This window comes from Acaryochloris sp. CCMEE 5410 (assembly GCF_000238775.2).
Taxonomy (GTDB): domain Bacteria; phylum Cyanobacteriota; class Cyanobacteriia; order Thermosynechococcales; family Thermosynechococcaceae; genus Acaryochloris.
This window is the reverse complement of the sequence record NZ_AFEJ02000001.1, coordinates 3637062-3660046: the sequence shown is the minus strand read 5'-3', so window position 1 is coordinate 3660046 and position 22985 is coordinate 3637062. Positions and strand designations below refer to the sequence as shown.

Genomic DNA, 22985 nt, shown 5'->3' with positions numbered 1-22985 from the left:
GAGAACACAGGGTCAACGAGGGTAATTGAACAGCCGCTATCTAGGGAACGACACAAGCTGTCTGGGTAGGATGATGGTTGGCTCTTTCCTGATGGATGCTCAAGCCCTCAGATGCAAAAAATTTCTGCAAATATCTTAGATGTATTGTTCTAAGAATGAGAAGGAGTGACTAGAGAGGAAGCCAGTTGATCAGAAGTATCTTTGTCAGAGTCGATAGATAAATTTTTAGTCGGGATCAGCTGTACGGCACAGGCTTTTAACTCAGGTTCTAAGGAAATGGGGCAGACTTCTGGATGGGTTAGTGCATTCACCTCAGCATGTTTTGCCCATAAGGCTCCCCAATGCATAGGGATAAAGACGGTGCCAGGCGCAATCGCTTTCGTAATTTTGGTGGGGACGCGGGCGAAACCTCGGCGCGATCGCACCTCCAATACTTCCCCGTCCTGAATACCAATGCGGGCTGCATCCCGAGGATGGATCTCGACAAAGGGATTGGGATGCAGCCCCGCCACTTTCTCAATCCGTCCCGTACGGCTTTGGGTGTGCCAATGGCCATAGAGTCGACCTGTGGTCAGCACAAACGGATAGTTCGGATCGGGGGCTTCGGCTAATCCTTTAGCATGAAACGCTGCGAACTTAGCCCGGCCATCTTCGGTGGGAAATCGGTGATTGGTATAGAGGCGTTTACCCGTTGCGGTGGCATCGATGGTATCCCCTAGGGCACAAGCGGGGAAGGGCCATTGAATAGGGCCGTTTTTCAGCAGATCATGGCTGAGGCCGCTCATATCGCAGATGCGATCGCGGGTTAGTTGCACAAATTCGGCATAGACCTCAGCGGAATTGGCAAAGGCAAACTCCTTTTCAAATCCTAAGCGTCGCCCGACTTCGGCAAAAATTTCCCAGTCCGCTCGGGCTTCTCCTACTGGATCTCGAAAGGCCGGGCAGTAGTTCACCACCCGCTCAGAATTGGTCATAATCCCTGTTTTTTCACCCCACTGAGCTGCGGGGAGAAGAACATGGGCATAGTCGGCCATTTCGGTTGGATAGTAAGCATCCTGACAGATCGTAAACCGGGATTTGAGTAAAGCAGCTTTAGTGCGCTTAATATCCGGCATACTAACGGCAGGATTGGTGGCTGCCACCCAGAAAAAGCCCACATTTTGATTTTCTAGTCCCAAAATCATATCCCAAGCGGCTAAACCGGGCTGAGAAGAGATACTGCCTGGGGGGCGTTGCCAAGCTTGCTCCACTTCTTGTCGATGTTGGGGATTTTTAACGACCCGGTATCCGGGCAGAATATGAGCCAAGCCCCCCGCTTCTCGGCCTCCCATGGCATTGGGTTGCCCGGTTAAAGAAAACGGTCCACAGCCAGGTTTACCGATAGTGCCCGTCATCAAATGCAAATTGATGATGGTGCGACATTTGGCCGTTCCTTCTGAAGATTGATTAATGCCCATGGACCATAAGGAGAGAACTCGCTGGGATTCGCTCCAGTAACGCGCTGCTTTTTCCAGTTCATCAACGCGAATGCCACAGTCTCGGGCAACTAATTCCGGTGGATATTGGCTAATAACGCCAGCAAAACTGGCGAAGCCCGACGTACACTCATCAATAAATAAAGAGTCAAACTTGCCCCACCGCATCAGCAAATGGGCAATGCCATTGAGCAAATTAATATCGGTACCGGGTTTAATCGCCAGATGTAAATCGGCCTTTTCTGCAGTTTTAGTGCGCCTCGGGTCAACCACAATCATTTTGACGTGGCGATTTTTCTTGTGATGCTTGAGCAACCGATTAAAAACGATCGGATGACATTCTGCTGTATTCGTTCCAATTAAAAAGGCACAGTCCGTCAGCTCTAAGTCGTCGTAGCAAGCCGGTGGACCATCAGAGCCAAAACTTTGGATATACCCAGCCACGGCTGAAGACATGCACAGACGAGAATTGGCATCAAAATTATTAGTGCCTAGGCACCCTTTCAGTAATTTTTGAGCAATGTAATAATCTTCCGTCTGAAACTGCCCAGATCCATACATACAAATGGCATCTGGCCCTTGATTGGCATGTACTGTCTTAAGTTCCCTCACCATCCGTTGTAACGCTTCCTCCCATGTGACCTGGCGAAACGGTTGGTCGAGGGAATCTCGCATCATCGGATAGCGCAATCGGTCTTTATCTAATGCACCAGCGACTGTTGCTCCTTTGACACAAACTTGTCCTTTGCTGGAGGGGTGAGCTTGATCGCCTCGTACCCGCCAGATGGGTGTTCCTGCACTATCGCGATTGACAGGCTTACCTGGCAAAGCCGGAGGTAAGACTTCTAATCCGCAGCCCACACCGCAATAAGGACACAAAGTTTTGACGGGGTTTGTCATAAACGTTTTGAATAAAAAAGGAGCAGAGAAAAAAATCGAAATAATTGTCCAACAATATAATTATCAATATTTCCAGCAAGAATTGTAAGATTGGCTACGGTTGTGGATCTATCTGATGCAATCTCAACATAGTGTGTATGCAATTTAATCATTCCCCTAAAGAAGGGGCAGATTTCAAATCCTCAATTGGTTGAGGTGAGGACTGAAAAAGCGCTATCTCTTGTACAAAAAAAACTAGGGAACAAGTGTGATTTTGCTCCCTAGGTCATCAACTTCTATCTATTCTGTGGAGGTGCTTAGAACTTGAATGTAGTTCGAATGACTCCCACTAAGATGTCACTGTTGGCAGAGTTACCTTCCGGATCAATGAGGTAAATAACACCCGGTGTAATGGTGATGAAATCGTTAACTGGGAAAGAATACAGTGCTTCTAAATGAAACGTTTGATCTGGGTTTTCCCGAGCAGCGACATCGTTATCAATCACTGTGGGTGGGACACCGAAGATCAGGCCACCCGTGGCGCCTTCAATACCTAGGTCTGGAAAGGCAAAGTTAATGGCAGCATTGATGATATCTGCTTTGTTATTGGTATTGTCTTCACGAGCAATCGTGTAGCCAAACCAACCGCCTACCGCTAGCCAATCTGTTACTTTGAGCGTTCCTTCAAAGCCGAAGGAATCACCGGTAATATTGTTGGCACCGCCAAAGGGATTATTAGAAAAGACCGTTCCAGTGCCAAATCTCATTAAGCCATCTGGGGCTTCATTACGGATATAGGTTAAGCCGATTTGAGACCCTTCTGACGGTTTGATGCTGAGTTGGGCTAACGCGCTATAGGTTCCCCCAAATAACCCACCTTCATTTTCGCCATTGGCCAAAGCTGTGGTTGTTGCTTGGTTAGCACGACCCGCTAAGTAGCCTAAGTCCAGCCGGAAATCATTTTCCTTATTGAACATATAGGAGGTGCCGACGCCCGCAACACTGGGAATAGCAACCGTACCAATCCGATAGATAGGGTTACGCTCACCAAAGAAGGAAAGCGCGCCTTTACCGCCACCGAATCCTTCAAAGTAAGGGTTAACAGTGGTGGCATAGTAGTGATGGAAGGCTGCATTCGCAAAGACCGTGACATTTAATTTGTCACCAATGGGAAATTTGTAGTCTAAGCGATCGAGGATAACATTGTTGTTGGTATTGCCCGTGTCAAAGGCAATCCGAGTTTGCAAAGTCCCTGTATTATCAATAATTCCAGGGATGGCACCATCACTAAAGTTGACAGGACGATTAGAGGTTTGTAGTCGGGTGTATAACCGATCCTTACCGGTAAAACTGGTAATGAAGTTGAGACGAGTTCTTTGGTTCAGGGAGACGCGCCCACTAATGTCAGCACCGGTGGTGGCATTGTCGCCAGCAACACCGCTAAACGCAAAAATAGCTTCCCCGTTTAATTTAGTGGTGGTTGAGAACTGCTGAGCTTCTACAGTTGCGACTCTTGCTTCTAAACCGTCTACCCGACCCCGGAGGGTGGCCAGTTCGGCGGCAAACTCATCTTGCAGAGCCTTGAGAGCATCCAGGTCCTCTTTAGTTGCAAATCGATTGCTGAGGTTATCTAAACAAGCGTTGACGAGAGCTGCAGCTTCTCGACGGGACATGGCTCGGCTTGGACGGAAGGTGCCATTGGGGTAACCGGCGACACAACCATAGCGTTCCACCAAGGATTGGATCGCTTGGAAGGCCCAGTCATCCGGCTGAACATCTGATAGTTGGGAAACAGAAGTGACCTGACCTAAGGATGCCTCAGAGGTATGCAAACTGGGGTCTGCAGGGAAATAGGGGTCGCTTTGAGTCCCTGCAAGGTCTGTAATCGAAGTCGGGGGTGTTGTCAAGGTGGATGGTTCCACTGCCTGGGCAAGTTCCAGTTCGCCGTCTGTAGACGGTAGTTCTACTGCTGAAGGGGCATCATCACTGGGAGTGATCTCTAATTCTTCTGCAGTGACATCAGCGCTGGATGTCTCCGTAACTGCCTGAGCAGGGATGCAATTCACCATTGCAATTCCCAACATACTGGTACTTAAAAGCAGCCGGTACCAGGATAAAAATTTGGACATATTGTTTCAGTAACCTCACACCGATTAATGAGCTGAACATGTAGGGAGAACCTCCGTTCAACGTCCGCTCAGTTTAATGAATACCTGTTCCTAGATTTGTATCTCTTCGTACAATAAGGACGAGAATTATGAATAATTCACATGGATTATATGCATGAATCGCATGAATTATCTGTCCATTTTAGAAATCTTGAGGTAAAGATAATAATCTTTGATTAGGTCTAAATGAATCCTCTAATAATCGGCGTCCAATGTGTGGCTTCTCACGCCATAAATCCAAAAATAATTTGGCTTGATATAAAAAAGACCGCAGGTTCATTCAGTCGATGAATCTGCGGTCTTTTGTGAGTGAAAACCTAATTTTTTAGTCCGTAATGGACTGATTTAGGCCTAAAGAGTTGTAGGATACTTGGCACCGATTGGACTATTGGTTGATGATGCTTCTGTCTCACCTTCATGGTGTTCGGCAAAAGAGCCTTGGGGTTCTTCTAGGAAAAAGATACATAGGAAAGCAACAATCAAACCGGTTGTACCCAGGACTTGGAAAAAGCTAGCGTTAACGGCAGCCATGTTAGGTTCTGCACCAGCGCCATCTACAAATAGAAGGCGAGTGGTCAAATATGCAACAGCGCCAACATTACCGTAAGCACCGACGTTACCAGCAATCTGACCCGTGACTCTGCGCTTCACTAAGGGCACAATCGCAAAGGTCGATCCTTCAGAGGCTTGCACGAAGAAAGAGCAGGCCATGGTCAATAGAACGGCACCAGGCAACCACCAGTTACTGGTGACTTGGCTCATCAACAGATAGCCAATTCCCATACCGGCAGTGAGAATAACCATTGTCCATTTCCGGCTGCCCATCTTGTCGGAGATAATGCCACCACCTGGACGAGAGACCAAGTTCATAAAGGCATAGCTAGAAGCGATAATACCGGCCATGGCTTTGTCTAAACCGAAGGTCCCTTCGAAGAAAGCAGGGAGCATGGTGACCACCGCGAGCTCAGAACCGAAATTAACAATATAAGTCAGTTCCAGAATGGCAACTTGCTTGAACTTATAACGATCTTCAGGAGCATAGCGCTTGCGACCAGAGAGGAGCTCTTTGTTGGCACTCCAGCAGTTGTAAGACTGGAAAGCGTATAGACCCAGGAGAGCAACCCATGTGATATACATGGCGGACGGTGTCAAGAAATTGACCTTATTTAAGCGCCAAGCCAACACCATCAAGATTGCAGTTAAAGGAATATTCATCAACATCAGGAAGTAAAAGTCTCGAACTGATGTGACTTCTAAACCCCGAGCGCTATTAGGCCGTTGATAGACTTTTCCTGGCGGAGTATTGCGAACATTGGCGTAGTAGATAAAGCCATAAATGGCAGCAATAATACCTGAACCCGCAATGGCCGCTCTCCAGTTCAAAACAGCACTGGAAAATGATAGACCCAAAACGGTAAAGGTTTGAGCTTCACCAAAGTTGAAAGCACCAGGAATGAAACTTAATGCAGTGGCAAACAAAACCATGGTGAAGGCAGAGAAGGCAGAACCAAAGTTGCCCCATCCACCATAGATGCCTTCGGCTGTTCCGACTTCTTTGGGAGGAAACCACTCAGCGGTCATGCGGATACCAATTACGAATCCTGCACCGACAATCCCCATCAGCAAACGAGCAATCACGAGCTGGGTAAAGCCTTGAGCCGTGGCAAAAATTAAGCAAGGAATCGCTGCATACATTAACAGTAAGGAATAGGTCAAGCGGGGGCCATAACGGTCCAAGACCATGCCAATAATGATCCGGGCAGGGACCGTGAGGGCGACGTTACAAAGACCAATGGTTCCCATTTGCGGCTTGGAAAGCCCTAAATCTTGAGCGATTGTGGTAGCAAAGGGTGGAAAGTTAAACCAGACCACAAAGGTCAAGAAAAACGCAAACCAAGTCATGTGTAGAATTTTGTAGCGGCCCTTAAAGGACCACATTTCCGTTAACATGCATTCTTCTCCAAAACAGAAATAAAAAAACTAAATCAGCCAAAAACAACGCGATAAGCCAAGAGCAAACTTAAACTAGGCATCCAGCACCACTTTTCCGACTGGATAGGCAATGCAGGTCAAGATATGCCCTGATGCTGCATCTGCATCTTCTAGGCCGTCTGGATCGGCTTCGTATCGAAATTCACCTTCAATCAGCTTGACCATGCAGGTGCCACAGCTTCCAGATTGGCAACTGCTTTCAATCTCAACGCCTGCAGCCTCCGCAATTTCCAATAAGGATTGGCTGTCATCGCAATTGACTTCCTTGCCAGACGCTGCAAAGGTCACCACAGCCGGCTGGGCCGCGGCTGCCGGGGTGGGGGCAGGCGGGGCTGCCGGAGTAACTGGCGCAGGAGGCGCAAAACCGTTTGGACTCACAGTGTCTTGCACAGTGCGTTGACGGGCGAGTCTGGTGGTTCCTTTGGGTGAACGCGGAGTGGATCGGGGTTGAGCGTCAAACTGCTGAATGAGAATATCTTTTAAGACGTCTTTGAGGTCATCACAAGGGATGGCTTTTTGGACTTTTTCACCGAGGACAGCATCTTTACCGACTTTGCCGCCCATAAATAAGTCCACCGCTTCGACGGTTTTGCCATCCTTGCGAGTTTTAGTGCCCATCAGGCCGATATCAGCGACTTGGGGCTGACCGCAGGAATTGGGACATCCGGTCCAGTGAAAGCGAACTGGTTTCGGTACCTCTAATTCGTCTTCTAGTTCATCGATCAACGCCACGGCTCGATTTTTAGTTTCAATCAGTGCAAACTTACAGAACTGATTGCCAGTACAGGAGACTAAGGCACGGGCCAATGGGTCAGGATTGATGGAGAACACTTCTAGTAAAGGCTCTGCCAAGAAAGATTCTAAGCGGGAGTCAGGAATATTCGGAATAATGACGTTTTGTTCGACAGTCAGACGAATTTCGCCACTACCGTAAACCTCGGCCATGCGGGCTAATTCCAACATATCGTTGGCATAAAACCGACCAACGGGAACGTGAATGCCTACAAAGTTCAAGCCAGGCTGCTTTTGAGCATGGACACCGAGATGGTCTCGTTTGTCCCAGTCAAATTCATCCTTGTCGGCAGCGGTTTGGAGCGTAACCCCCATCTGAGCTTCGACGGCGGCCCGGAAGCGTTCGACTCCCCAGTCGTCGATCAGCCACATCATCCGAGATTGGTGGCGATTGGCCCGGGAACCGTTGTCCCGATAGACAATGAGAATGGCTTCGCTGATATCCACGACTTGGGTATGGTCTACCCAAACGTTCATGGAAATGGCAGGAGCGCAGCGCTTAGCAGAGAAGAAACCGCCAACCAGAACGTTAAAGCCAAGCTTGCCATCTTTGTATGCTGGGACAAAGGCAATGTCGTTGATTTCAGCATGGACGGAGTTATCACGACCCCCTGCGATCGCAATATTGAATTTCCGAGGCAGATTCGTAAACGCTGGATTACCCTGACTGTTGTTGGTAATCATGTCCTGGACTTTGCGGACTAGACCTCGGGTATCGATCAGCTCATCAGCATCCAGACCCGCAACAGGGGATCCGGTAATATTGCGGACGTTATCCATCCCAGATTGCACACTGGTTAGACCGGCTTGCTGAAACCGATTAAAAATATCGGGAATATCTTCGATGCGAATCCCGCGCAACTGAATATTTTGACGAGTGGTGATATCGGCATAGCCATCTTCGCCGTATCGTTGAATCACTTCAGCCAGGACGCGCATCTGTCCACCACTGAGAATGCCGTTGGGCATCCGCATCCGCAGCATAAATTTGCCAGGTGTAACGGGTCTGAAGAATAACCCTAACCATTTGAGACGTTGCGTCAGGTCAGTTTCGTCCATGGCTTCCCAACCAATCTGAGCAAAGTGGGAAAGCTCTGGTAAAACGGCCAAACCATCTTTTTCCGCTTTAAAGCGCTCAAACTTATTCATTTTGGGCGCAGCTGGTGCGGTGTTAGTCACTTAGATTCCTCTTGAGCTCGCGTCTTACCAATAGAGAATTGATTAAATTCAATTTCTGCGATTGGGATACTAACTTAGCGACTCCCATTGGGATCGTTCGTATCAGTCGTTACAAAGTGATAGGCTAAATGTAGTTCTTGCAATTGATTCATGCTAAAGCTGCATAGAACCCTACAAAGTTTTTGAATTGTTTGGAGAGAATGGCAGTGGCATGTAACTGCTAATGATCGTGAGTGAACTTGTATCCGTCTTATCTGAGCTAGAGACAGGAGATTTTCAATCTCGCTGGGAAACTGCTAAGCAGATTCCTGATTTTGGTGAACCCGCCATTGAATTTTTGGTGGATTTACTCCACAACAAGTCTGATGATCCAGAACTGCAATGGTTTGTGGCTCGGGTGTTGGGTGAGTTCAATCATGCAGATGCGGTCATCGCCTTGGCTCAGCTGATGCAAAATGCCGAAGAAGATGATGTTGCTGAAATTGCAGCCCAAATGTTGGCCCAAATTGGGCCCCAGTCTGTGGATGCATTAGCTGCATTGCTTGAATCATCCCCATCACGTCTTCGGGTGGTCTCGGCGTTAGCTCAAATGCAAGATCCGATCATTGTGCCTATCTTGCTCAAGGTCGTAGCGGATACAGATGTATCTGTTCGTGTGATGGCGGTGGAAACCCTGAGCCGATTCCATGATGTCAGGGTCATCTCGGCGTTACTGCAAGGATTGTCTGATCTGAATGGCAAGGTTCGCCAGGTTGCCATCGCTGGGATCAGCTATCGTGCCCCTCTCTTCCAAATGCATGATCATGACCCGGTGGCCTTGATTGTGCCGTGCCTGAATGATTTTGATGTGCAAGTTTGTCAGACGGCAGCGTTGGCCCTAGGACGTCTAGGAACGAAGGAAGCGGTTGAGGCCTTAAGCATAACTGCTGGGGCTGAGACGGTCCCTCTCCCCTTGAAGCTAACGATTGTCCAAGCCCTAGGACAGATTGGTAATGATCAGTCTGTGCAGATGTTACAAAAACTATGGCCTCATCCCAGGTCTTCGCTGCAGGTGGTAGATGATGAGGATCAGACCCTTGCAGCAGTGATTGTTAAAGCATTAGCCCTGAATCGGCAAGTGGATCGATCGACAGAGGCATTGATTTATTGCCTGCACCACCAGCCGGTGTCTGATCCAGCTCTGCAGAAAACCCTTGCGAGTGCCTTGGGACAGTCCGGTCAGCCACAAGCGATACCGGAGCTGATTCAGCTTTTAGGAATACCGGATATGGGGGTGAGACTGCATGCGATCGCAGCCCTGAAGCAAATCTCTCCAGAGCTTGCCTACACTCAGCTTCAGGCTTTAGCGGACAACGATACTGTGGATCAAAATGTGCGAGACGGAGTTGCGATCGCACTACAAGAATGGTGAGTTAATCTAAGGTGGATACCCGTTCCAAACGGCAAGTGATTCCACAATAGATGGCAGGCTTTTGAGATCCGAACAAGCCGCATGAGCATTGTTACACTCAGCGTATAAGGAAGTTGTCACAAAAATGGTATGCAATCCCGCATTGATTGCCCCATTGATATCTGCAATTGGATTGTCTCCAACATAAATCGCTTGTTGCGGCGATACCCCGAGTTCCTGACACCCAAGTAGAAAAATCTTAGGGTCTGGTTTACGAAGGCCAACAGCCTGAGACACGATCACACTCTTAAATAATGGAGCGATTCCCAACGCGGTGAAATTGCGTTCCTGAAAAGGGGACTTGCCATTAGAGATTAAACCCAGTTTGTAGTGTGGAGAGAGGTGGGTGATCGCCTCAATAACCCCCGATCTAGGTATAGCAAACGCACAAAAACAGCTTTCATAGACGTTCAGTAACTCTTGAACAGACCACTCTGTCAACGAGAATTCCTCGATTAGTGCTGCATAGACTTTATCTTTCCAAAGGGTGCCATTCGCATCCAGCTCCATAAAGCGGGCGATGAAATCTGCTTTATTCGATAGATATGGTCTTAGCATGCCGTGACATTGCCAATGGATAAAGTCTCGTAAAGACCGGTCACGATCTAGCAGCGTCTGATCAAGATCAAAGATTACAGCATCCATATGACGCACTCTCAGCAGCTAACCACTTTTGGCTAACACCACTGCCCCAAAGCTGAGGGCAATCAAAAACACTAAAACAATGGGCAGGAAGACGAGAATACCATCCCGATTAAAGCGGAGGGGTTGGTTTTGAGACTTCATCAGCAAAGCCATACCCCCCAGACCCATGAGGATCCAGATGAATCCAAATCCTAGAAATAGCGCAAAAATGGAATCTGACATGACGCATTGAATGGTGAGCTGCCGACCACTTGAGAGGATACAGCTATTATCGTCAAGCTAGATCGAGTCGTTCAGCAATGACTGTCTATCAACATGAAAGTTTGCAATGTCGAATTCCAGCATAGTGGATATGAGAAGTGAGCGATCTTATTCAATGGCCAACGAGGCAGGGCTCGATACTAATCTAGGAGAAGCCTCAGAAGTTTGAGGAGCAGACGTGGGAAAGCCTTCTAACTCTCGGGACCGTTGAGTTTTAATCATGGCAATTTGACTGGTGAGTAGAAAGCTCACAAAGCTTGAAATCACAATCACTGGCAACATCGCCGTCCCAGACAACACACTCAGAAGGGCGTAAGCACAGAATCGGGGATGTATGGCTCAAAGAAAAACGGGTCAAGGACAATAGATCCTGTACCCGAATCAAAAACTTGTCATGAGCCTAACATCGCAATTGCCAACCGTACTAGAGCATCACGAATTTCTAGAACAGGTCGAAGCACTCAAAGAAGCACCCAGCCTGAGTCAGATGGTTTATATCGTTCTGCAAATGGGTTTGTTTTTGGCTCGCTGGCTTCTGGAGGATGAACTCTCACGGCGAGCAAAAACAGTATTGGAATGGCCGAGGTGTCCCACTTGCGGAACCCGCTTGCACTCGAAGGGATGGGAATCTCGTCAGATGCAGACACTGGTGGGAAATATTGCCTGAAAGCGACGGGTGGGTCGTTGTCCCACAGGTGTCCAGGTAGTCTATCCGCTCCTTTGGATCAATCCATTGGGATTACCTCCTATCAGCACAGCAGTGAAGAATTGGTTCGTCTAGGCTGCTTGTTAAGTCTATTTATGCCCTATGAACTGGCCAGTTGGATGCTGAGTCAGTGGAGTGGTTTATCCGTCAGCTCATCAAGCTTGTGGAGTTGGGTGCAAGTCATGGGCAACAAAGCTTATCAGGAGCTAGAGACTCAACTCAAAGCTCAAGCCTCAGGTGACCAGACTCCTTGTGAAGCGATTTCAGAGGTGTTGTCTGCTCTACCTTTGGCCATTGCTGCTGACGGTGTGATGGTGCCCTTTCGCCCCACCCCGAAAACCCCCAAGGGAAAAATCCAGTGGCGAGAAGTCAAAGTTGCTATCTTAGCCCGCCTAGGAACACGGGGCACCCGAGCACAAAAGCGTGTCCCCCAACTACTACGTCGAAGACTGGTGGCAGTATTGGGCGATATCGACCAGTTCATCCCCTTACTGCACCTCGAAGCCCGCAAACAAGACTTTGAATCGGCCCCAAGCGTCATCTGGTTGAGTGATGGGGGGCGAGGCTTCTGGCGAGTCTACCGCACCTTGTTCTCTCACTGTGCTGTGGCAGTTCTCGATTTCTTTCATGCAGCAGGCCATCTTGCACGAGCAACAAAAGCGATGTTTGGGGATGCTCGCTCTGCTCAAGCCCAAGCCTGGTTTCGGCGCTGGCGACACCAATTGCGACATGGGCAACACCTATTAGTATTGCGGTCCTTGACGATGTTGATTCACTCACAATTGTTTACGGGCAAATCTTTTACGACGTTGCTCCAGGTACAGGCTTATTTCCAGCGCCATCTGCGACACATCCAATATCGCCACTTTGAACAACTACAGATACCGCTGGGGTCAGGAATGGTCGAAAGTGCTTGTAAGTGGCTGATTCAACAGCGCTTTAAGGGGGTTGGTATGCGCTGGAGTGAGGATGGTTTCAATCATCTACTCATGCTGCGGCTTGCCTGGGTCAATCAACGGTTTGACTCCCTATTCCCAGGGGTAACCATTCCGAAGTCTAAGGCATCCCCGATCCATTAGCTACGCCCCACTCAGAATAATGCTGGTGCTTACAGGAGTCTTAGTCACTGCCACATTAACGGCAGCCATTAAGCAGACCATGCCTAGCGTGGGATGGACCTGAGGCACCATCAGGGAAATGGCGAGACCCACATTGGCGCCAATAAAAAAGAGGGGAAAAATAAATCCACCTAAAAAGCCAGAGTGAAGCGTCACGCTAATGGCAAACATTTTAGCCACTGCAATCATCAGCAAAAAGCTAATGCCCAGGGTTGCCCCCGTTTCGATCACCGTATGAATTTGCTCTTCGCTAAAAAACAGCGTTTGGGGAAAGGCTAAGGCAATCAAGCCAATGGTGAGTCCCCCCAAAGTGGCTAAAAGAATTCGATAATGCTCTAGGGGAGCGAGTAAATGGCCCACCAAACGAAATACGCCAATGAACATCACCGCAACGCCTGCCCCAATCCCGCCTAGTACTAATCCTTCCAGTAAGTTAGTGGGGGTTAAAGGCGGCACCGTTTCGAAATGATAGAAACCGCCAATGGTCATGCCAGTATTGATGCGAAAAACTGCAAAGGAAAAAATTGCAGAAACGACGGCAGGAGCAATGGCTTCGTAGTATTCCAAACCTTTGCGATGGGGAATCTCTAAAGCGAATAGAGCAGCCCCAATCGGTGCACCAAAAAAGGCACCCAAAGCGGCACTCATGCCACAAAAGGTCAGCACCCGAACCGAAGTGGTGGTGAGCTGCAATTTTTCTCCTAGCCAACTGCCAAAGCTACCATTGACCTGCACCAAAGGCGCTTCGGGGCCAGCACTCCCCCCGGAGGTAATCGCTACTAAGGACGCAATAATCATGGCTGGGGTTTTGCGAATATCAATTTTGCCGGGGCTGTGGATTTTATCGACAACCTGGGCCATTTCTCCTGGCAAGCCCATTAAGAATAGGACCAACCCGACACAGAAACCACCAATGGTCGAGGCAATCCAGACGTAATGTTGTTGAGGGAGCCAACTGGGAAAATAGGGCACAACCCGATTGGGCACGGTGTGCCAGACACCATGCATCAAGGTTTCGAGAACAAAGTAGTATGCTGTGGCCACCAATCCCCCGAATACGCCAATCAGTGCGGCACACATAACCAATTGTGAGTAGGTCAGCTCACGTTTTCCTATCTCGAATGGTGCCGACAGCGCATGCTGTTCTTCTGGACCACTGGCTAGCGTTTGTGTCATTAATGCTGAATCTCCATCTACCGATTGGCAGTGGATAACTGCCAATACAAGTGCTTTGCTTTGAAAGCGTATTTAGGCAGATTACGGAGGATATTCCTTGACTTTCGTATCCATAAACACCGAGACAGCAGCCTGTAAGCAAGAGCTACATACACTGAATGCGAGATCTACATGTCAAGAAATTCTTTTGCACTCTGTAGTAAAAACTACTGAATTTTTTGGGCTTAATTATAGGATGAGGGGTGGCTATTTTTCCTGTGGTAACCCACGAACGTGACGATAGCGATTAGTCAGTCACGCTACTTTCCAAGCTAAATGCTACAGGTTTAGACTCAGCCTCATCATTTATTCTCAATTTTCACAGACGTAACCATTGTGTTCTGTGATTAGGAGCCTACAGACGTGATAAAACTCAATATCAATCCCCTAGATGGCATACGCCACTGGCTGGAAGCCATTCATGTTAATGATCGCCGCCAAGCCAATCTATTGTGTCGATTCATACCTGCCCAGTGTCCGTTTGCGCGGACCATTGCCGTATTTGGACATCCAGTGATGCGCATTCCGCCGTTATGTAAGCTGAATCCGTTCTATGAGCAGCTTATATGCTTAAGATTTCAAGCCTTATGCTTTCTGGCAGAGCACAACACAGAATCCCTCGCATAATGCTTCAATCTAAACGAGCCTGTCAGGGATATCTTTTGCAGTACCTAAGCTTGTCTCCTAAGAATTTGCGCTAGCTAGATTCAAGCGTCTTTGTGAAGATGCTGAAATGTTAGTCTCGGACAATATCGGTGGCATGAGGGACTGTGATGATGAAATGGGCTACCCCAATATCTAGGAGAGAAATGGTTTCTATTTCCTTGACGATAAATTCTTGAATGGTGAGATGTTGGCAGTCTACATAGAGGGTTTTGGGGCCAGGGTCGTATTGTAATTGGCACCCTTGCAAGCAGGGGAACTGGCTAATTAAATACTCTCATAGAACCTGGATATAGCTCATAAGTTGTTCTGAGACCCGCTAGATGAACTGAACTCAACGCCCTAGTGCAGTATGAAAATCGCGTCGGCGTCATCAGCACTAGATAAGACATTGGGGCGGAATGCTAAACCAAAATGGCGGTGTGCAAGGGTTAAAGTCTCATGCCAAGCCTTACGGTAGTTGTTCTATATAAACATTCCGCGCATCAATATCCGCTTTAGCCATCGATATGGTGCAGATTTTGCATGTTATCTAACGTCCTTTGCTAGAGAAGCTGTCATCGTTCAAGCGTCGGCTGACATAGATCTCGACTATCACCCAAGCAACCTTGTTACAGGATCTCGGGCCAGACCATGAGAGAGGCTGCTGTGGCACTTGCGTTCAATCTGAGCTGATTTGATATCGTGTGTGAGCAGTGTTTTATCTGTTTAATGCCTTTTCTAACGCAACTGTTCAATGGCAAGACGATCAAAAATACTCTGTTGATTGGGGTGGGCTATATGCTTTCGCCCCTATCTTGGTGGAACGATCTATTTTTCAATTTGCCCATTGCCTATGTCTTTGGGTATGCCGTGAGTTGGGCTTATCCTGATGCCTTTTTGCCAGCAACTGTTGCCGGATATTGGCTCTCTAATGTTTTAGGCATCTTGATGATGCAGTCCGGCGCGTTGGATATGGTGATGGCCGATCAACCTCGATCCTGGCAGCGAGAACTCTGGATAGGACTGGGCAGTTCAACCCTCTATACCATCGTTATTGTTGGCCTTGTCCATTGGCATATTCTAGACATTCCTGAGTTTCTGTTGCCGTAGATGACCAGAGTGTGGACGGTGGCCTTGTGCCCAGAATGGCTCAATGGAAGGTTCGGTTAAGCGGTCGCTGGTTGCTTATCCTAACCACTAATAGATAGGAGTTGAATACTGGCAACGGCTGCATGGGCCATCATATTGGCTAACAAATCACGTCGCCAAAGATAAAAAACCGTGAAAATGCTTCCCCCAAACAGCGTAAAAAAGACGCCACCCAAACCCCAAAACGGTAGGTGAGATAAGGCAAAAGCGATTAAGGCCAAGCATCCGCCTAGTTCTATCTTGCCAGTTAATGCTCCGAGGCGTTCGGTGGCATATCCCCGGTAGAATAACTCTTCTACACAGCCAGAGACGATGCCCAAGAGTAATAAGTACCCCTTTGGAAAAGCCTGAAGTTTATCAATGCCTGTATTCAAACTGGGTAAATTGAGGAGGGTGATGAGATCAGTCCCGATAGGCGTAACGATATACAGTTGAAGACCTACCATGACTAAACCCCAAACGAGGGTTTCAAGCTTAGGCGATTTCAAACCAATACTGGTTAAAGGTAGACGTTCCCACATGAGAACGAGCGCCAGGAGAGAGCTGCCTGCAAGTATCAGACATAAAGGTCCGACAATATAAGCGATCCAAGTATCTGGCGGTGATCTTTGTAGAAGAGCCAAACAGGGCAAGCTACCCAGCGCCAGGAGTAATCCAAAGAATGTTTGTATCGGTGAAGACGGGTTTATCATCTTCAAGGATGGTCTGATGTGGGTTGTGAAGTCGCAGGATCTTTATTCTCTCAAGAGTTCGCTCTGTGTGGTAACGAGTCCACTCTTGAGAGTCTCGATGCAGCATGATTTTCTCACTAACGGAGGGTGTAACAGCCACGGTTGGGAAGAACGATATTAGCGACCCACTTGTAAACGCGCTCGCCAATTCCTAGGGTGCGACTGAGGTTGACATCGGTGACGCGGGCGCTGTCATAGCAGATTTTCCGTTGGGCTAAATCTAAAGAAGACACTCTAGCCTGCATTTTGACGGTGCCATGGGCATCCCGGCGGACTTTGCGTTTGAGGGTAACATTGGCTCTGACTTTCATGCGACAGCCATTAAATTGCACAGCGTCTACGCGATTAATCCGTAGCTTTTTGCGTTTATTAATGCGGTGGGTTTTACCGGCCACTTTGTGATTGACAGCATTCAGTAATTGATCGTTGTACCGAGTACCCAGGTTCTGGACTTGCGCACAATTGAGGGATTGGGCTTGAGCGGGGGTTTGAAGGATGGTGATGGCTCCGGTGACGGTACCGCTCAGGGCTAAGGCGAGTAGAAGTTGCTTTTTCATGATGTTTCTCCTAAGGATTGCTAGGTTGTGGAAGGGGCTGTTGAACCTCCTCACTGAATCAATAGGGTTGGGTTAAAACGTTTATGCACTTCGATGCCTTTGTGACGTATCCAGACTGGGCACTGCATGTTCGGATTTTGGGTGGTTTTATCAGCGTGCTCTGGGTTCTAGAGATTGCAGATACGTTGATATTGAAAGGCTGGCTGAATCGATTTGGCATTTTGCCACGGCGATGGATTGGCTTGCGAGGCATTGTGTTGGCTCCGCTGCTCCATGGCAATCTCCGGCATCTGTCCATGAATACAGTGCCGCTGGTGGTGCTGGGCTGGTTAATTCTGGTGCGCTCGACCCAAGTATTTGTGGTGGTTACTGCTGCTGTTTGGCTGATTGGCGGGTTAGGGATTTGGCTGTTTGCGGGATCTAAATCCAACCATATTGGAGCGAGTGGCTTGGTGTTTGGCTATCTGGGATTTCTGCTGATGAATGGTTATGTAGAGCAAAGCGGGGTTGCGATCGCAACGGCAACTCTAGTCGGCCTCCTTTACGGCAGCACTCTCTGGAGTATTCTGCCGCTACAACGAGGGGTGTCTTGGCAAGGCCATTTATTTGGAGTGCTCACTGGGGGACTTTGTGCCTACTACCTGCCCCAAATTCAGGACTGGCTGCAAACGACGCTTCCTAAATTGGTGTAGATCAGAGTACATGTCGTCAAAACGTTTAGAACTTTAATCTGAGAGAGGTTCAGTTTCCGCTAAAGGAATCTCTGGCATCGCTTCAATATCGGCTAATGTATCTTGCAATGCGATCGCAGCCTCTTCTTCCAGGCGTCTTTGGCATCGCTCTGCAAATTCACATTGATGGTTAGGAGAAACGCATTTGCCATCGTTTAAGGCTACTTGTGGCATTGCTCCACCCGTTTCGTAATCCGTCAATTCCTGCCGTAATTTAGCGAGTAGATCAGCCAAAGATTGCTGGTTTTTTTGATGCTGGGCTTTGGAGTAGGGGAAGGTGAGAAAGCTGGCCTTGCCACCGGATTGGGCCGAGGCTTCAGCAAACCAGTAGGTCATAGAAAGTTGGTCAGGCGGATACTCGCTGGTTTCGGCTAACACGTATAGGTAGAGCTGAGTTTGCCAATGGGTCCGCAGACGATCAGCCTGTTTGGGGAGCGGATAGGTTTTCCAATCCACAATCTGGGCCTGGTGAGAATTTTGAATCAAGAGATCGTAGATGGCCACCAGCACAAACCCATCTTGCCAGTACAGGCGCTGGTGTTCACTCTCCTGTTCTCCTTCGATCATCTGGGGTGGGTACTGCAGAAAGGCATCGAACCACGCTTGTAATCGATCATCTGTTTCTAGCAAGGGAGTGATGGGGAGTCCCAAAGACTGCTGCTGCATCAGCTGGTGAAATTGAGAGCCGAGCTGTTGATGGGGATGGGCATCGATCCCCACGGATGTGTCAAGGCGGTCCAAGTAACGATGCTGAAACTTGCGAGGGCAAGATTCCAACAGATTGAGATGACCTTGGGAGAGTTGCCAGATGGGCTGATGGATATTTTGCATAATCTGGGAACGAAAGAATATTGACTGGGTCACACTGAGGAGTGTCAGGGAATGCAAACGGGCGATAAGCTAGGTTGGTGGGGGAATTTCGATTATCGTAACTCAGTGCAAAAATGCCATGATTGAGGTTGAACACCTCAGTAAAGTGTACGGCTCAACCACAGCCCTGCAAGATGTCAGCTTCGCGGCCCAGCCTGGAGAGATTCTAGGGCTGCTGGGACCTAATGGTGCAGGTAAAACCACCACCATGCGTATTCTGGCCGGTTATTTACCCGCAACCAAGGGCACCGCCTCCGTTGCAGGGTTTGAAGTTCATGAGAATCCTATGGCTGTCCGCCAGCGGATTGGCTACTTGCCAGAAGTGCCACCCCTTTATCCCAATATGACGGTAGAGGGCTATCTACATTTTGTGGGACGTTTGAAAGGACTGTCCGCAGGCGATCGCCCCCAGCGAGTGCAATGGGCCATGGAGCAGTGCAATTTGCAGGATGTGCAAAAAACGCTCATTCATAAACTCTCCAAAGGCTTTCGCCAACGGGTCGGGATTGCCCAAGCGATTGTCCATAATCCCCCAGCGATTATTTTGGATGAGCCTACCATTGGCCTGGATCCTCGCCAAATTATTGATGTGCGCAATTTGATTAAATCCTTGGCCGCCGATAAAACCGTTATTTTATCGACCCATATTCTGCCAGAAGTGAATATGACCTGCCAGCGAGTAGCTATTATCAACAATGGCAAAGTAGTGGCTACCAATACCCTGGCCGATCTAAAAGCCCAGCAAACAGAGCAGCTGATCTATGAGCTGGATGTGCAGGGGGATCTCGATAGCGTTGAACACTCCTTACAATCTCTAGAAGGTGTCCTGACTTGGCAATGGTTATCAGCCCAGCCCTCTGAACGTCGTAAAGTTCGAGTCACCTGTAACCCCGATCCTCAAGTGGGACAACAACTGACCCATACTCTAGTGCATGCCGGAGTGGCCATGTATGAGATGCGGCGGTTAGGAACGAGTTTGGAAGAAATTTATTTAGAGTTAACCACGAAAGAAGATGTGGATACGTCTACGGAGTCAGAGATCGACCCAGCTGAACTACCTGTTTCTGACGCTAACAGACATCCCACTCCATCTTCGGAAGAGGCCGATCCACTCAATGCCGAGGACCTGTCATGATTTTGATTTTTAACAATATCGTGGCCATCTTTCGCAAAGAACTACAGGGTTACTTTAAATCTTCGTTGGCCTATGTGATTGCTGGTGTCTTTTGGCTATTGGCCTGTAGCTTATTTGTGAGTGAAGTTCAGCTCTGGACGGCACAAAAAACCGCTGGACAGGTGGTAGATGTGCCCCAAGAAAGCCTGAAATCCTTTTTATCCGGCATGTGGTGGTTGGTAATGTTTATCATGCCCAGCTTATCCATGGGGCTCTATGCCGAAGAACGCCGCCATCGAACGTTAGAGTTGCTGGCTACCTCCCCGATTACCAATTGGGCCGTAGCGTTGGGGAAACTCCTAGCGGTGTGGACCCTATTTGTGACTTTGATGGTGCCAGTGGGTGTCCTCGAGATTTTGTTCTTGAGTCATGCGGATCCACCGATTACCACCGGAGTTTTTATCGTGGGTCATCTGGGACTCTTTTTGTTGGCGGCGGCCATTTTATCCCTGGGACTGTTTATTTCATCCCTGGCCGATAGCTCTATTTTGGCTATTATCCTCACCTATGCTTTGATTTTGATCTTATCGCTGCTTTTTTTGCTGGGAGAACGCTGGGGAGAGCCTTGGGTGGCTATTTTTGATCAGCTGTCGCTGGTGAAACACTACGTCACCTTAACCCAAGGCGTTTTGGATATGAGCAGTGTGATCTTATTTGTGAGTTACATTATTTTGGGTTTATTTCTCACAGCCCAATCCATTGATTTATTACGGTTCCAGCGACGCTAGGATGCGATACAGGGGGGTTGAAGTTTCAGAATGGAAGTGCAGACGTGACAAGGGTGGGCTCTAAAGTCATCAATTTGCTGAGCTGGTTTAGTGTGGCCTTAATGGTTGCAGGCTTCTCCGCTGGGTTTGTCTCTGGTCAGTGGTTTTCGCTACCCCTGGGGGTGATGTTGAGTGGGGTGGCGCTGTTGGGCATCTCTTTAATGTGGCGATGGCAAAGACTATCGCCCTCCAATCAATGGTGGCAGTGGCGATCCACCCAATCCGGTACCAATGCCTTGGTGGCAACCCTGGCGGTGTTGGTGATTTTGGGCTTGGTGAACTTTATTGTTGTGCGTTATCCCTATCGAGCAGATTTTACAGAACAGAAAACCTACTCCCTCGCGCCCCAAACTCGGAATGTGTTGTCCGCACTCCCTAAACCTGTGGAAGTGTTGGTCTTTATCGGCAATGATCCATCTGCTTCCGATTCTCAAAGTCAGATTGTGTTGCAGAATCAGTTACTGCTGAAGGAATACCAACGACAGCAGCCCGATAAGTTCAAGTTCCGGTTTATCGATCCCCAAGCGGAACCCGGCTTAGCCCGCAAGCATAATATTCGAAATTTGGGTGATATTAGCTTGGTGTATGACCAGCGTATGAAGTTGCTGTCTTCGGGGCTGTCCGAGGTCACGTTAACTCCTGCGATCGCATTGTTAACGAATGAGCGACAAGCTACAGCTTACGTGATTCAGGGGCATAATGAAGTGCCCTTATCGGGGTTTACAGAGAGCTTGGCAGGGGCAATTAATCAATTGAAGATGGAAGGGATTACCGTCGAACCTCTGAATCTATCCCTCCAGCAACAAATTCCTGATGATGCAGATGTGTTGGTGATTGCGGGGCCGAAATTACCATTGCTAGAAGCAGAAGTGACCCTAATTCGGGATTTCCTCAAAGAGGGTGGCAATTTATTCTTGATGCTGGATCCCGAGGTGGATGTCGGCTTAAAGCCTATTCTCGAAGTCATGGGTGCCACATTAGATGGTCGGCTGATTGTTGATCCCAAACATGCCCGCTTGGCTTGGCCCGCTGCCTTGACCTATGGTGAACATCCCATTACGGAGAGCTTTAGTCAAAAGCTGTCTTTCTTTCCCTTTGCCCAAGCCGTGGATGTGCAAGAACAGCCCGGTCAACAAGTGACGCCTCTCTTACAAACAAGTGAAGCGTCATGGGCGGAGACGGATCTGACGGGCCAGCAAATTCAGCTGGATCAAGGACGCGATCGCAAAGGTCCATTAACCATTGGGGTTGCGATTAAACGGTCTATCTCTGCTCCCCCTGCCAAAACAAAGCCTGCACCGAAACCCTCTTCTTCTCCGTCCCCTTCGAGTTCATCACCAACCCCGACAGCCTCTCCAGCTGCTGAGGCAGCTCCTAGCCCTAGTGTTACGCCTAATACGGAGGCGGCTCCTAGCCCTTCCTTGGCTCCTACGCCTCCCCTAACCACAGAATCGGTATCCCCCCCGACGGCGGAGTCTCTCCAACCTGAAATTAAAGGTGAGGCCGCTCGAGTGGTGATTATTGGCGACTCTGATTTTGCCAAAGATGACCCCTACTTTGAGCAGACGGTGAATCGCGATATTTTCGTCAATGCGGTGTCTTGGCTGATTATGGATGGCGATGATCCGACCCTGTCTATTCGTCCTAAGCGAGTGATTCAAAGAACCCTAGCCATTTCTGACCAAGTGAATATGCTGCTGAGCGTGTTTGGGATTGTGCTATTGCCGTTAACCGCGTTTGCGACGGCAGCTGCTCTATGGTGGCAACGACGATAAGAAAGAAGAGGAAAACGAACTAATTTTGACTGTCAATAAAGGGATGAAGCTTAAATCGACAACGATGATCTTGCTCTGTACGGCTATCATCGGTGGGGTGGGTGTCTTTCTGTGGATCAGCTCTCAAGATACCCCAGAAGAAATTACAGAGCAGCAAGAGCAAGTCCTCAAGCTATTCCAGTTCGATGAAGATCAGGTGGCTACCCTAACGGTAAGGACGCCTCAACTGGCGCTAGTGTTTGAGCGTTCGAAACAGAGTTTTCCCCATACGTGGCGGATGAAGAAGCCGCAAGATAAGCCTGCTGATGAAGCGGCGATTGCCTTTTTGCTCAACCTTCTAGCAACAACGAAGAGCCCTAGAACGTTATCGGTAGAACCGACGCGCCAAAAAGAATTTGGCTTTGAGAAGTCTCCAGGCAATGTCAAGGTCGTTCTCAAAAATAAGCAAACTCATACGCTAGTGTTGGGTGGCCAAGATCCAACGGAAAGTTTTATCTATGCTCAGGTCGATCCTGACGTCGATTCTGGTCAAAATCTGCAAGTGGTTCTTGTGCCGACGTCTTTTGTGAGTGCCATCGACCGACCCTTAACAGAATGGCAGGCCCCAACTAAAACGGAGCAGCCCGCAGCTCCCGCCGTGCCTCCCACCCCATCTATTGATCCTGGCCCCTCAATTCCCCTACCGCCGCCTCAAGTACCTCAGTAG

The 22985-nt window shown here is 48.7% G+C and carries 19 protein-coding genes and 2 pseudogenes; 9 read left to right on the top strand and 12 right to left on the bottom strand.

The features are described 5' to 3' along the window. Window positions 1–149: 149 nt before the first annotated feature. From ON05_RS16795 to ON05_RS16775, 4 genes are all read right to left on the bottom strand, one after another. Entirely contained in the window at window positions 150–2375 is a 2226-nt protein-coding gene (locus tag ON05_RS16795; protein WP_029315005.1) for a molybdopterin oxidoreductase family protein, read from the bottom strand. A 296-nt stretch (window positions 2376–2671) separates the two neighbouring features. Continuing rightward, window positions 2672–4423: an iron uptake porin gene (locus ON05_RS16790; RefSeq protein WP_236618839.1), complete on the bottom strand. Its 1752-nt coding sequence runs from the start codon at window positions 4421–4423 to the stop codon at window positions 2672–2674. 450 nt (window positions 4424–4873) lie between these two features. Further along, window positions 4874–6472, bottom strand: a complete 1599-nt coding sequence (locus ON05_RS16785) for an MFS transporter (RefSeq protein WP_010469508.1) — start codon at window positions 6470–6472, stop codon at window positions 4874–4876. Between the two features lie 75 nt (window positions 6473–6547). Beyond that, on the bottom strand, window positions 6548–8455 hold the full coding sequence (locus tag ON05_RS16775) for a ferredoxin--nitrite reductase (RefSeq protein ID WP_010469510.1): 1908 nt from the start codon (window positions 8453–8455) through the stop codon (window positions 6548–6550). Between the two features lie 253 nt (window positions 8456–8708). On the opposite strand from ON05_RS16775, the gene ON05_RS16770 reads away from it, so the two are divergent. Beyond that, window positions 8709–9896: a HEAT repeat domain-containing protein gene (locus ON05_RS16770; protein ID WP_010469512.1), complete on the top strand. Its 1188-nt coding sequence runs from the start codon at window positions 8709–8711 to the stop codon at window positions 9894–9896. 6 nt (window positions 9897–9902) lie between these two features. Here ON05_RS16770 and ON05_RS16765 read toward each other — a convergent pair whose 3' ends face one another. The 3 genes and pseudogenes from ON05_RS16765 to ON05_RS16755 all read right to left on the bottom strand — a co-directional run. Then, window positions 9903–10580: an HAD family hydrolase gene (locus ON05_RS16765; RefSeq protein ID WP_010469514.1), complete on the bottom strand. Its 678-nt coding sequence runs from the start codon at window positions 10578–10580 to the stop codon at window positions 9903–9905. An 18-nt stretch (window positions 10581–10598) separates the two neighbouring features. After that, window positions 10599–10802, bottom strand: coding sequence for a hypothetical protein (locus tag ON05_RS16760; protein ID WP_010469517.1), 204 nt, complete (start codon window positions 10800–10802; stop codon window positions 10599–10601). 147 nt (window positions 10803–10949) lie between these two features. Beyond that, window positions 10950–11150: pseudogene (locus ON05_RS16755) on the bottom strand (chloride channel protein); the annotation flags it as partial. An 85-nt stretch (window positions 11151–11235) separates the two neighbouring features. On the opposite strand from ON05_RS16755, the pseudogene ON05_RS16750 reads away from it, so the two are divergent. Continuing rightward, window positions 11236–12626: pseudogene (locus tag ON05_RS16750) on the top strand (ISKra4 family transposase). Here the strand turns inward: ON05_RS16750 and ON05_RS16745 are convergent. After that, the gene (locus tag ON05_RS16745; RefSeq protein WP_010471368.1) at window positions 12627–13841 is read right to left on the bottom strand and encodes a chloride channel protein; all 1215 of its coding nucleotides are present in this window, start codon (window positions 13839–13841) and stop codon (window positions 12627–12629) included. It abuts the pseudogene before it with no gap. 402 nt (window positions 13842–14243) lie between these two features. On the opposite strand from ON05_RS16745, the gene ON05_RS16740 reads away from it, so the two are divergent. Beyond that, on the top strand, window positions 14244–14507 hold the full coding sequence (locus tag ON05_RS16740; RefSeq protein ID WP_010471365.1) for a Mo-dependent nitrogenase C-terminal domain-containing protein: 264 nt from the start codon (window positions 14244–14246) through the stop codon (window positions 14505–14507). A gap of 109 nt (window positions 14508–14616) precedes the next feature. Here the strand turns inward: ON05_RS16740 and ON05_RS16735 are convergent, their stop codons facing one another. Next, window positions 14617–14793 carry a hypothetical protein gene (locus ON05_RS16735; protein ID WP_010471364.1) on the bottom strand — a complete coding sequence of 59 codons (177 nt, stop codon included), beginning with the start codon at window positions 14791–14793 and terminating at the stop codon, window positions 14617–14619. 461 nt (window positions 14794–15254) lie between these two features. On the opposite strand from ON05_RS16735, the gene ON05_RS16730 reads away from it, so the two are divergent. After that, window positions 15255–15635 carry a hypothetical protein gene (locus tag ON05_RS16730; RefSeq protein WP_010471362.1) on the top strand — a complete coding sequence of 127 codons (381 nt, stop codon included), beginning with the start codon at window positions 15255–15257 and terminating at the stop codon, window positions 15633–15635. 80 nt (window positions 15636–15715) lie between these two features. Here ON05_RS16730 and ON05_RS16725 read toward each other — a convergent pair whose 3' ends face one another. Then, the gene (locus tag ON05_RS16725) at window positions 15716–16195 is read right to left on the bottom strand and encodes a CPBP family intramembrane glutamic endopeptidase (protein WP_010471360.1); all 480 of its coding nucleotides are present in this window, start codon (window positions 16193–16195) and stop codon (window positions 15716–15718) included. 287 nt (window positions 16196–16482) lie between these two features. Then, window positions 16483–16962, bottom strand: a complete 480-nt coding sequence (locus ON05_RS16720) for a hypothetical protein (RefSeq protein WP_010471358.1) — start codon at window positions 16960–16962, stop codon at window positions 16483–16485. An 83-nt stretch (window positions 16963–17045) separates the two neighbouring features. Between ON05_RS16720 and ON05_RS16715 the strand changes: the two genes are divergently transcribed. After that, window positions 17046–17654: a rhomboid family intramembrane serine protease gene (locus ON05_RS16715; protein ID WP_010471356.1), complete on the top strand. Its 609-nt coding sequence runs from the start codon at window positions 17046–17048 to the stop codon at window positions 17652–17654. 33 nt (window positions 17655–17687) lie between these two features. Here ON05_RS16715 and ON05_RS16710 read toward each other — a convergent pair whose 3' ends face one another. After that, window positions 17688–18524, bottom strand: coding sequence for a PD-(D/E)XK nuclease family protein (locus ON05_RS16710; protein WP_039779491.1), 837 nt, complete (start codon window positions 18522–18524; stop codon window positions 17688–17690). A 118-nt stretch (window positions 18525–18642) separates the two neighbouring features. Between ON05_RS16710 and ON05_RS16705 the strand changes: the two genes are divergently transcribed. From ON05_RS16705 to ON05_RS16690, 4 genes are read left to right on the top strand one after another with little or no spacing between them, the layout of a single operon-like run. Beyond that, window positions 18643–19698, top strand: a complete 1056-nt coding sequence (locus ON05_RS16705) for an ABC transporter ATP-binding protein (RefSeq protein ID WP_010471352.1) — start codon at window positions 18643–18645, stop codon at window positions 19696–19698. After that, entirely contained in the window at window positions 19695–20465 is a 771-nt protein-coding gene (locus ON05_RS16700; protein WP_010471350.1) for an ABC transporter permease, read from the top strand. The genes ON05_RS16705 and ON05_RS16700 overlap by 4 nt, the downstream gene beginning before the upstream one ends. 53 nt (window positions 20466–20518) lie before the next feature. Continuing rightward, the gene (locus tag ON05_RS16695) at window positions 20519–22279 is read left to right on the top strand and encodes a Gldg family protein (protein ID WP_010471348.1); all 1761 of its coding nucleotides are present in this window, start codon (window positions 20519–20521) and stop codon (window positions 22277–22279) included. After that, window positions 22242–22985 (top strand): DUF4340 domain-containing protein, encoded by a 744-nt coding sequence (locus tag ON05_RS16690; protein WP_010471346.1) that lies wholly within the window; start codon window positions 22242–22244, stop codon window positions 22983–22985. Before ON05_RS16695 ends, ON05_RS16690 begins: the two co-directional genes overlap by 38 nt.

Coding starts and splice junctions, on each gene's coding strand:
- ON05_RS16795 (WP_029315005.1), bottom strand. CDS start 2,375: ATGACAAACCCCGTCAAAACTTTGTGTCCTTATTGCGGTGTGGGCTGC.
- ON05_RS16790 (WP_236618839.1), bottom strand. CDS start 4,423: ATGGTGAATTGCATCCCTGCTCAGGCAGTTACGGAGACATCCAGCGCT.
- ON05_RS16785 (WP_010469508.1), bottom strand. CDS start 6,472: ATGTTAACGGAAATGTGGTCCTTTAAGGGCCGCTACAAAATTCTACAC.
- ON05_RS16775 (WP_010469510.1), bottom strand. CDS start 8,455: ATGAATAAGTTTGAGCGCTTTAAAGCGGAAAAAGATGGTTTGGCCGTT.
- ON05_RS16770 (WP_010469512.1), top strand. CDS start 8,709: ATGATCGTGAGTGAACTTGTATCCGTCTTATCTGAGCTAGAGACAGGA.
- ON05_RS16765 (WP_010469514.1), bottom strand. CDS start 10,580: ATGGATGCTGTAATCTTTGATCTTGATCAGACGCTGCTAGATCGTGAC.
- ON05_RS16760 (WP_010469517.1), bottom strand. CDS start 10,802: ATGTCAGATTCCATTTTTGCGCTATTTCTAGGATTTGGATTCATCTGG.
- ON05_RS16745 (WP_010471368.1), bottom strand. CDS start 13,841: ATGACACAAACGCTAGCCAGTGGTCCAGAAGAACAGCATGCGCTGTCG.
- ON05_RS16730 (WP_010471362.1), top strand. CDS start 15,255: ATGCCTTTTCTAACGCAACTGTTCAATGGCAAGACGATCAAAAATACT.
- ON05_RS16725 (WP_010471360.1), bottom strand. CDS start 16,195: ATGTGGGAACGTCTACCTTTAACCAGTATTGGTTTGAAATCGCCTAAG.
- ON05_RS16720 (WP_010471358.1), bottom strand. CDS start 16,962: ATGAAAAAGCAACTTCTACTCGCCTTAGCCCTGAGCGGTACCGTCACC.
- ON05_RS16715 (WP_010471356.1), top strand. CDS start 17,046: ATGCACTTCGATGCCTTTGTGACGTATCCAGACTGGGCACTGCATGTT.
- ON05_RS16710 (WP_039779491.1), bottom strand. CDS start 18,524: ATGCAAAATATCCATCAGCCCATCTGGCAACTCTCCCAAGGTCATCTC.
- ON05_RS16705 (WP_010471352.1), top strand. CDS start 18,643: ATGATTGAGGTTGAACACCTCAGTAAAGTGTACGGCTCAACCACAGCC.
- ON05_RS16700 (WP_010471350.1), top strand. CDS start 19,695: ATGATTTTGATTTTTAACAATATCGTGGCCATCTTTCGCAAAGAACTA.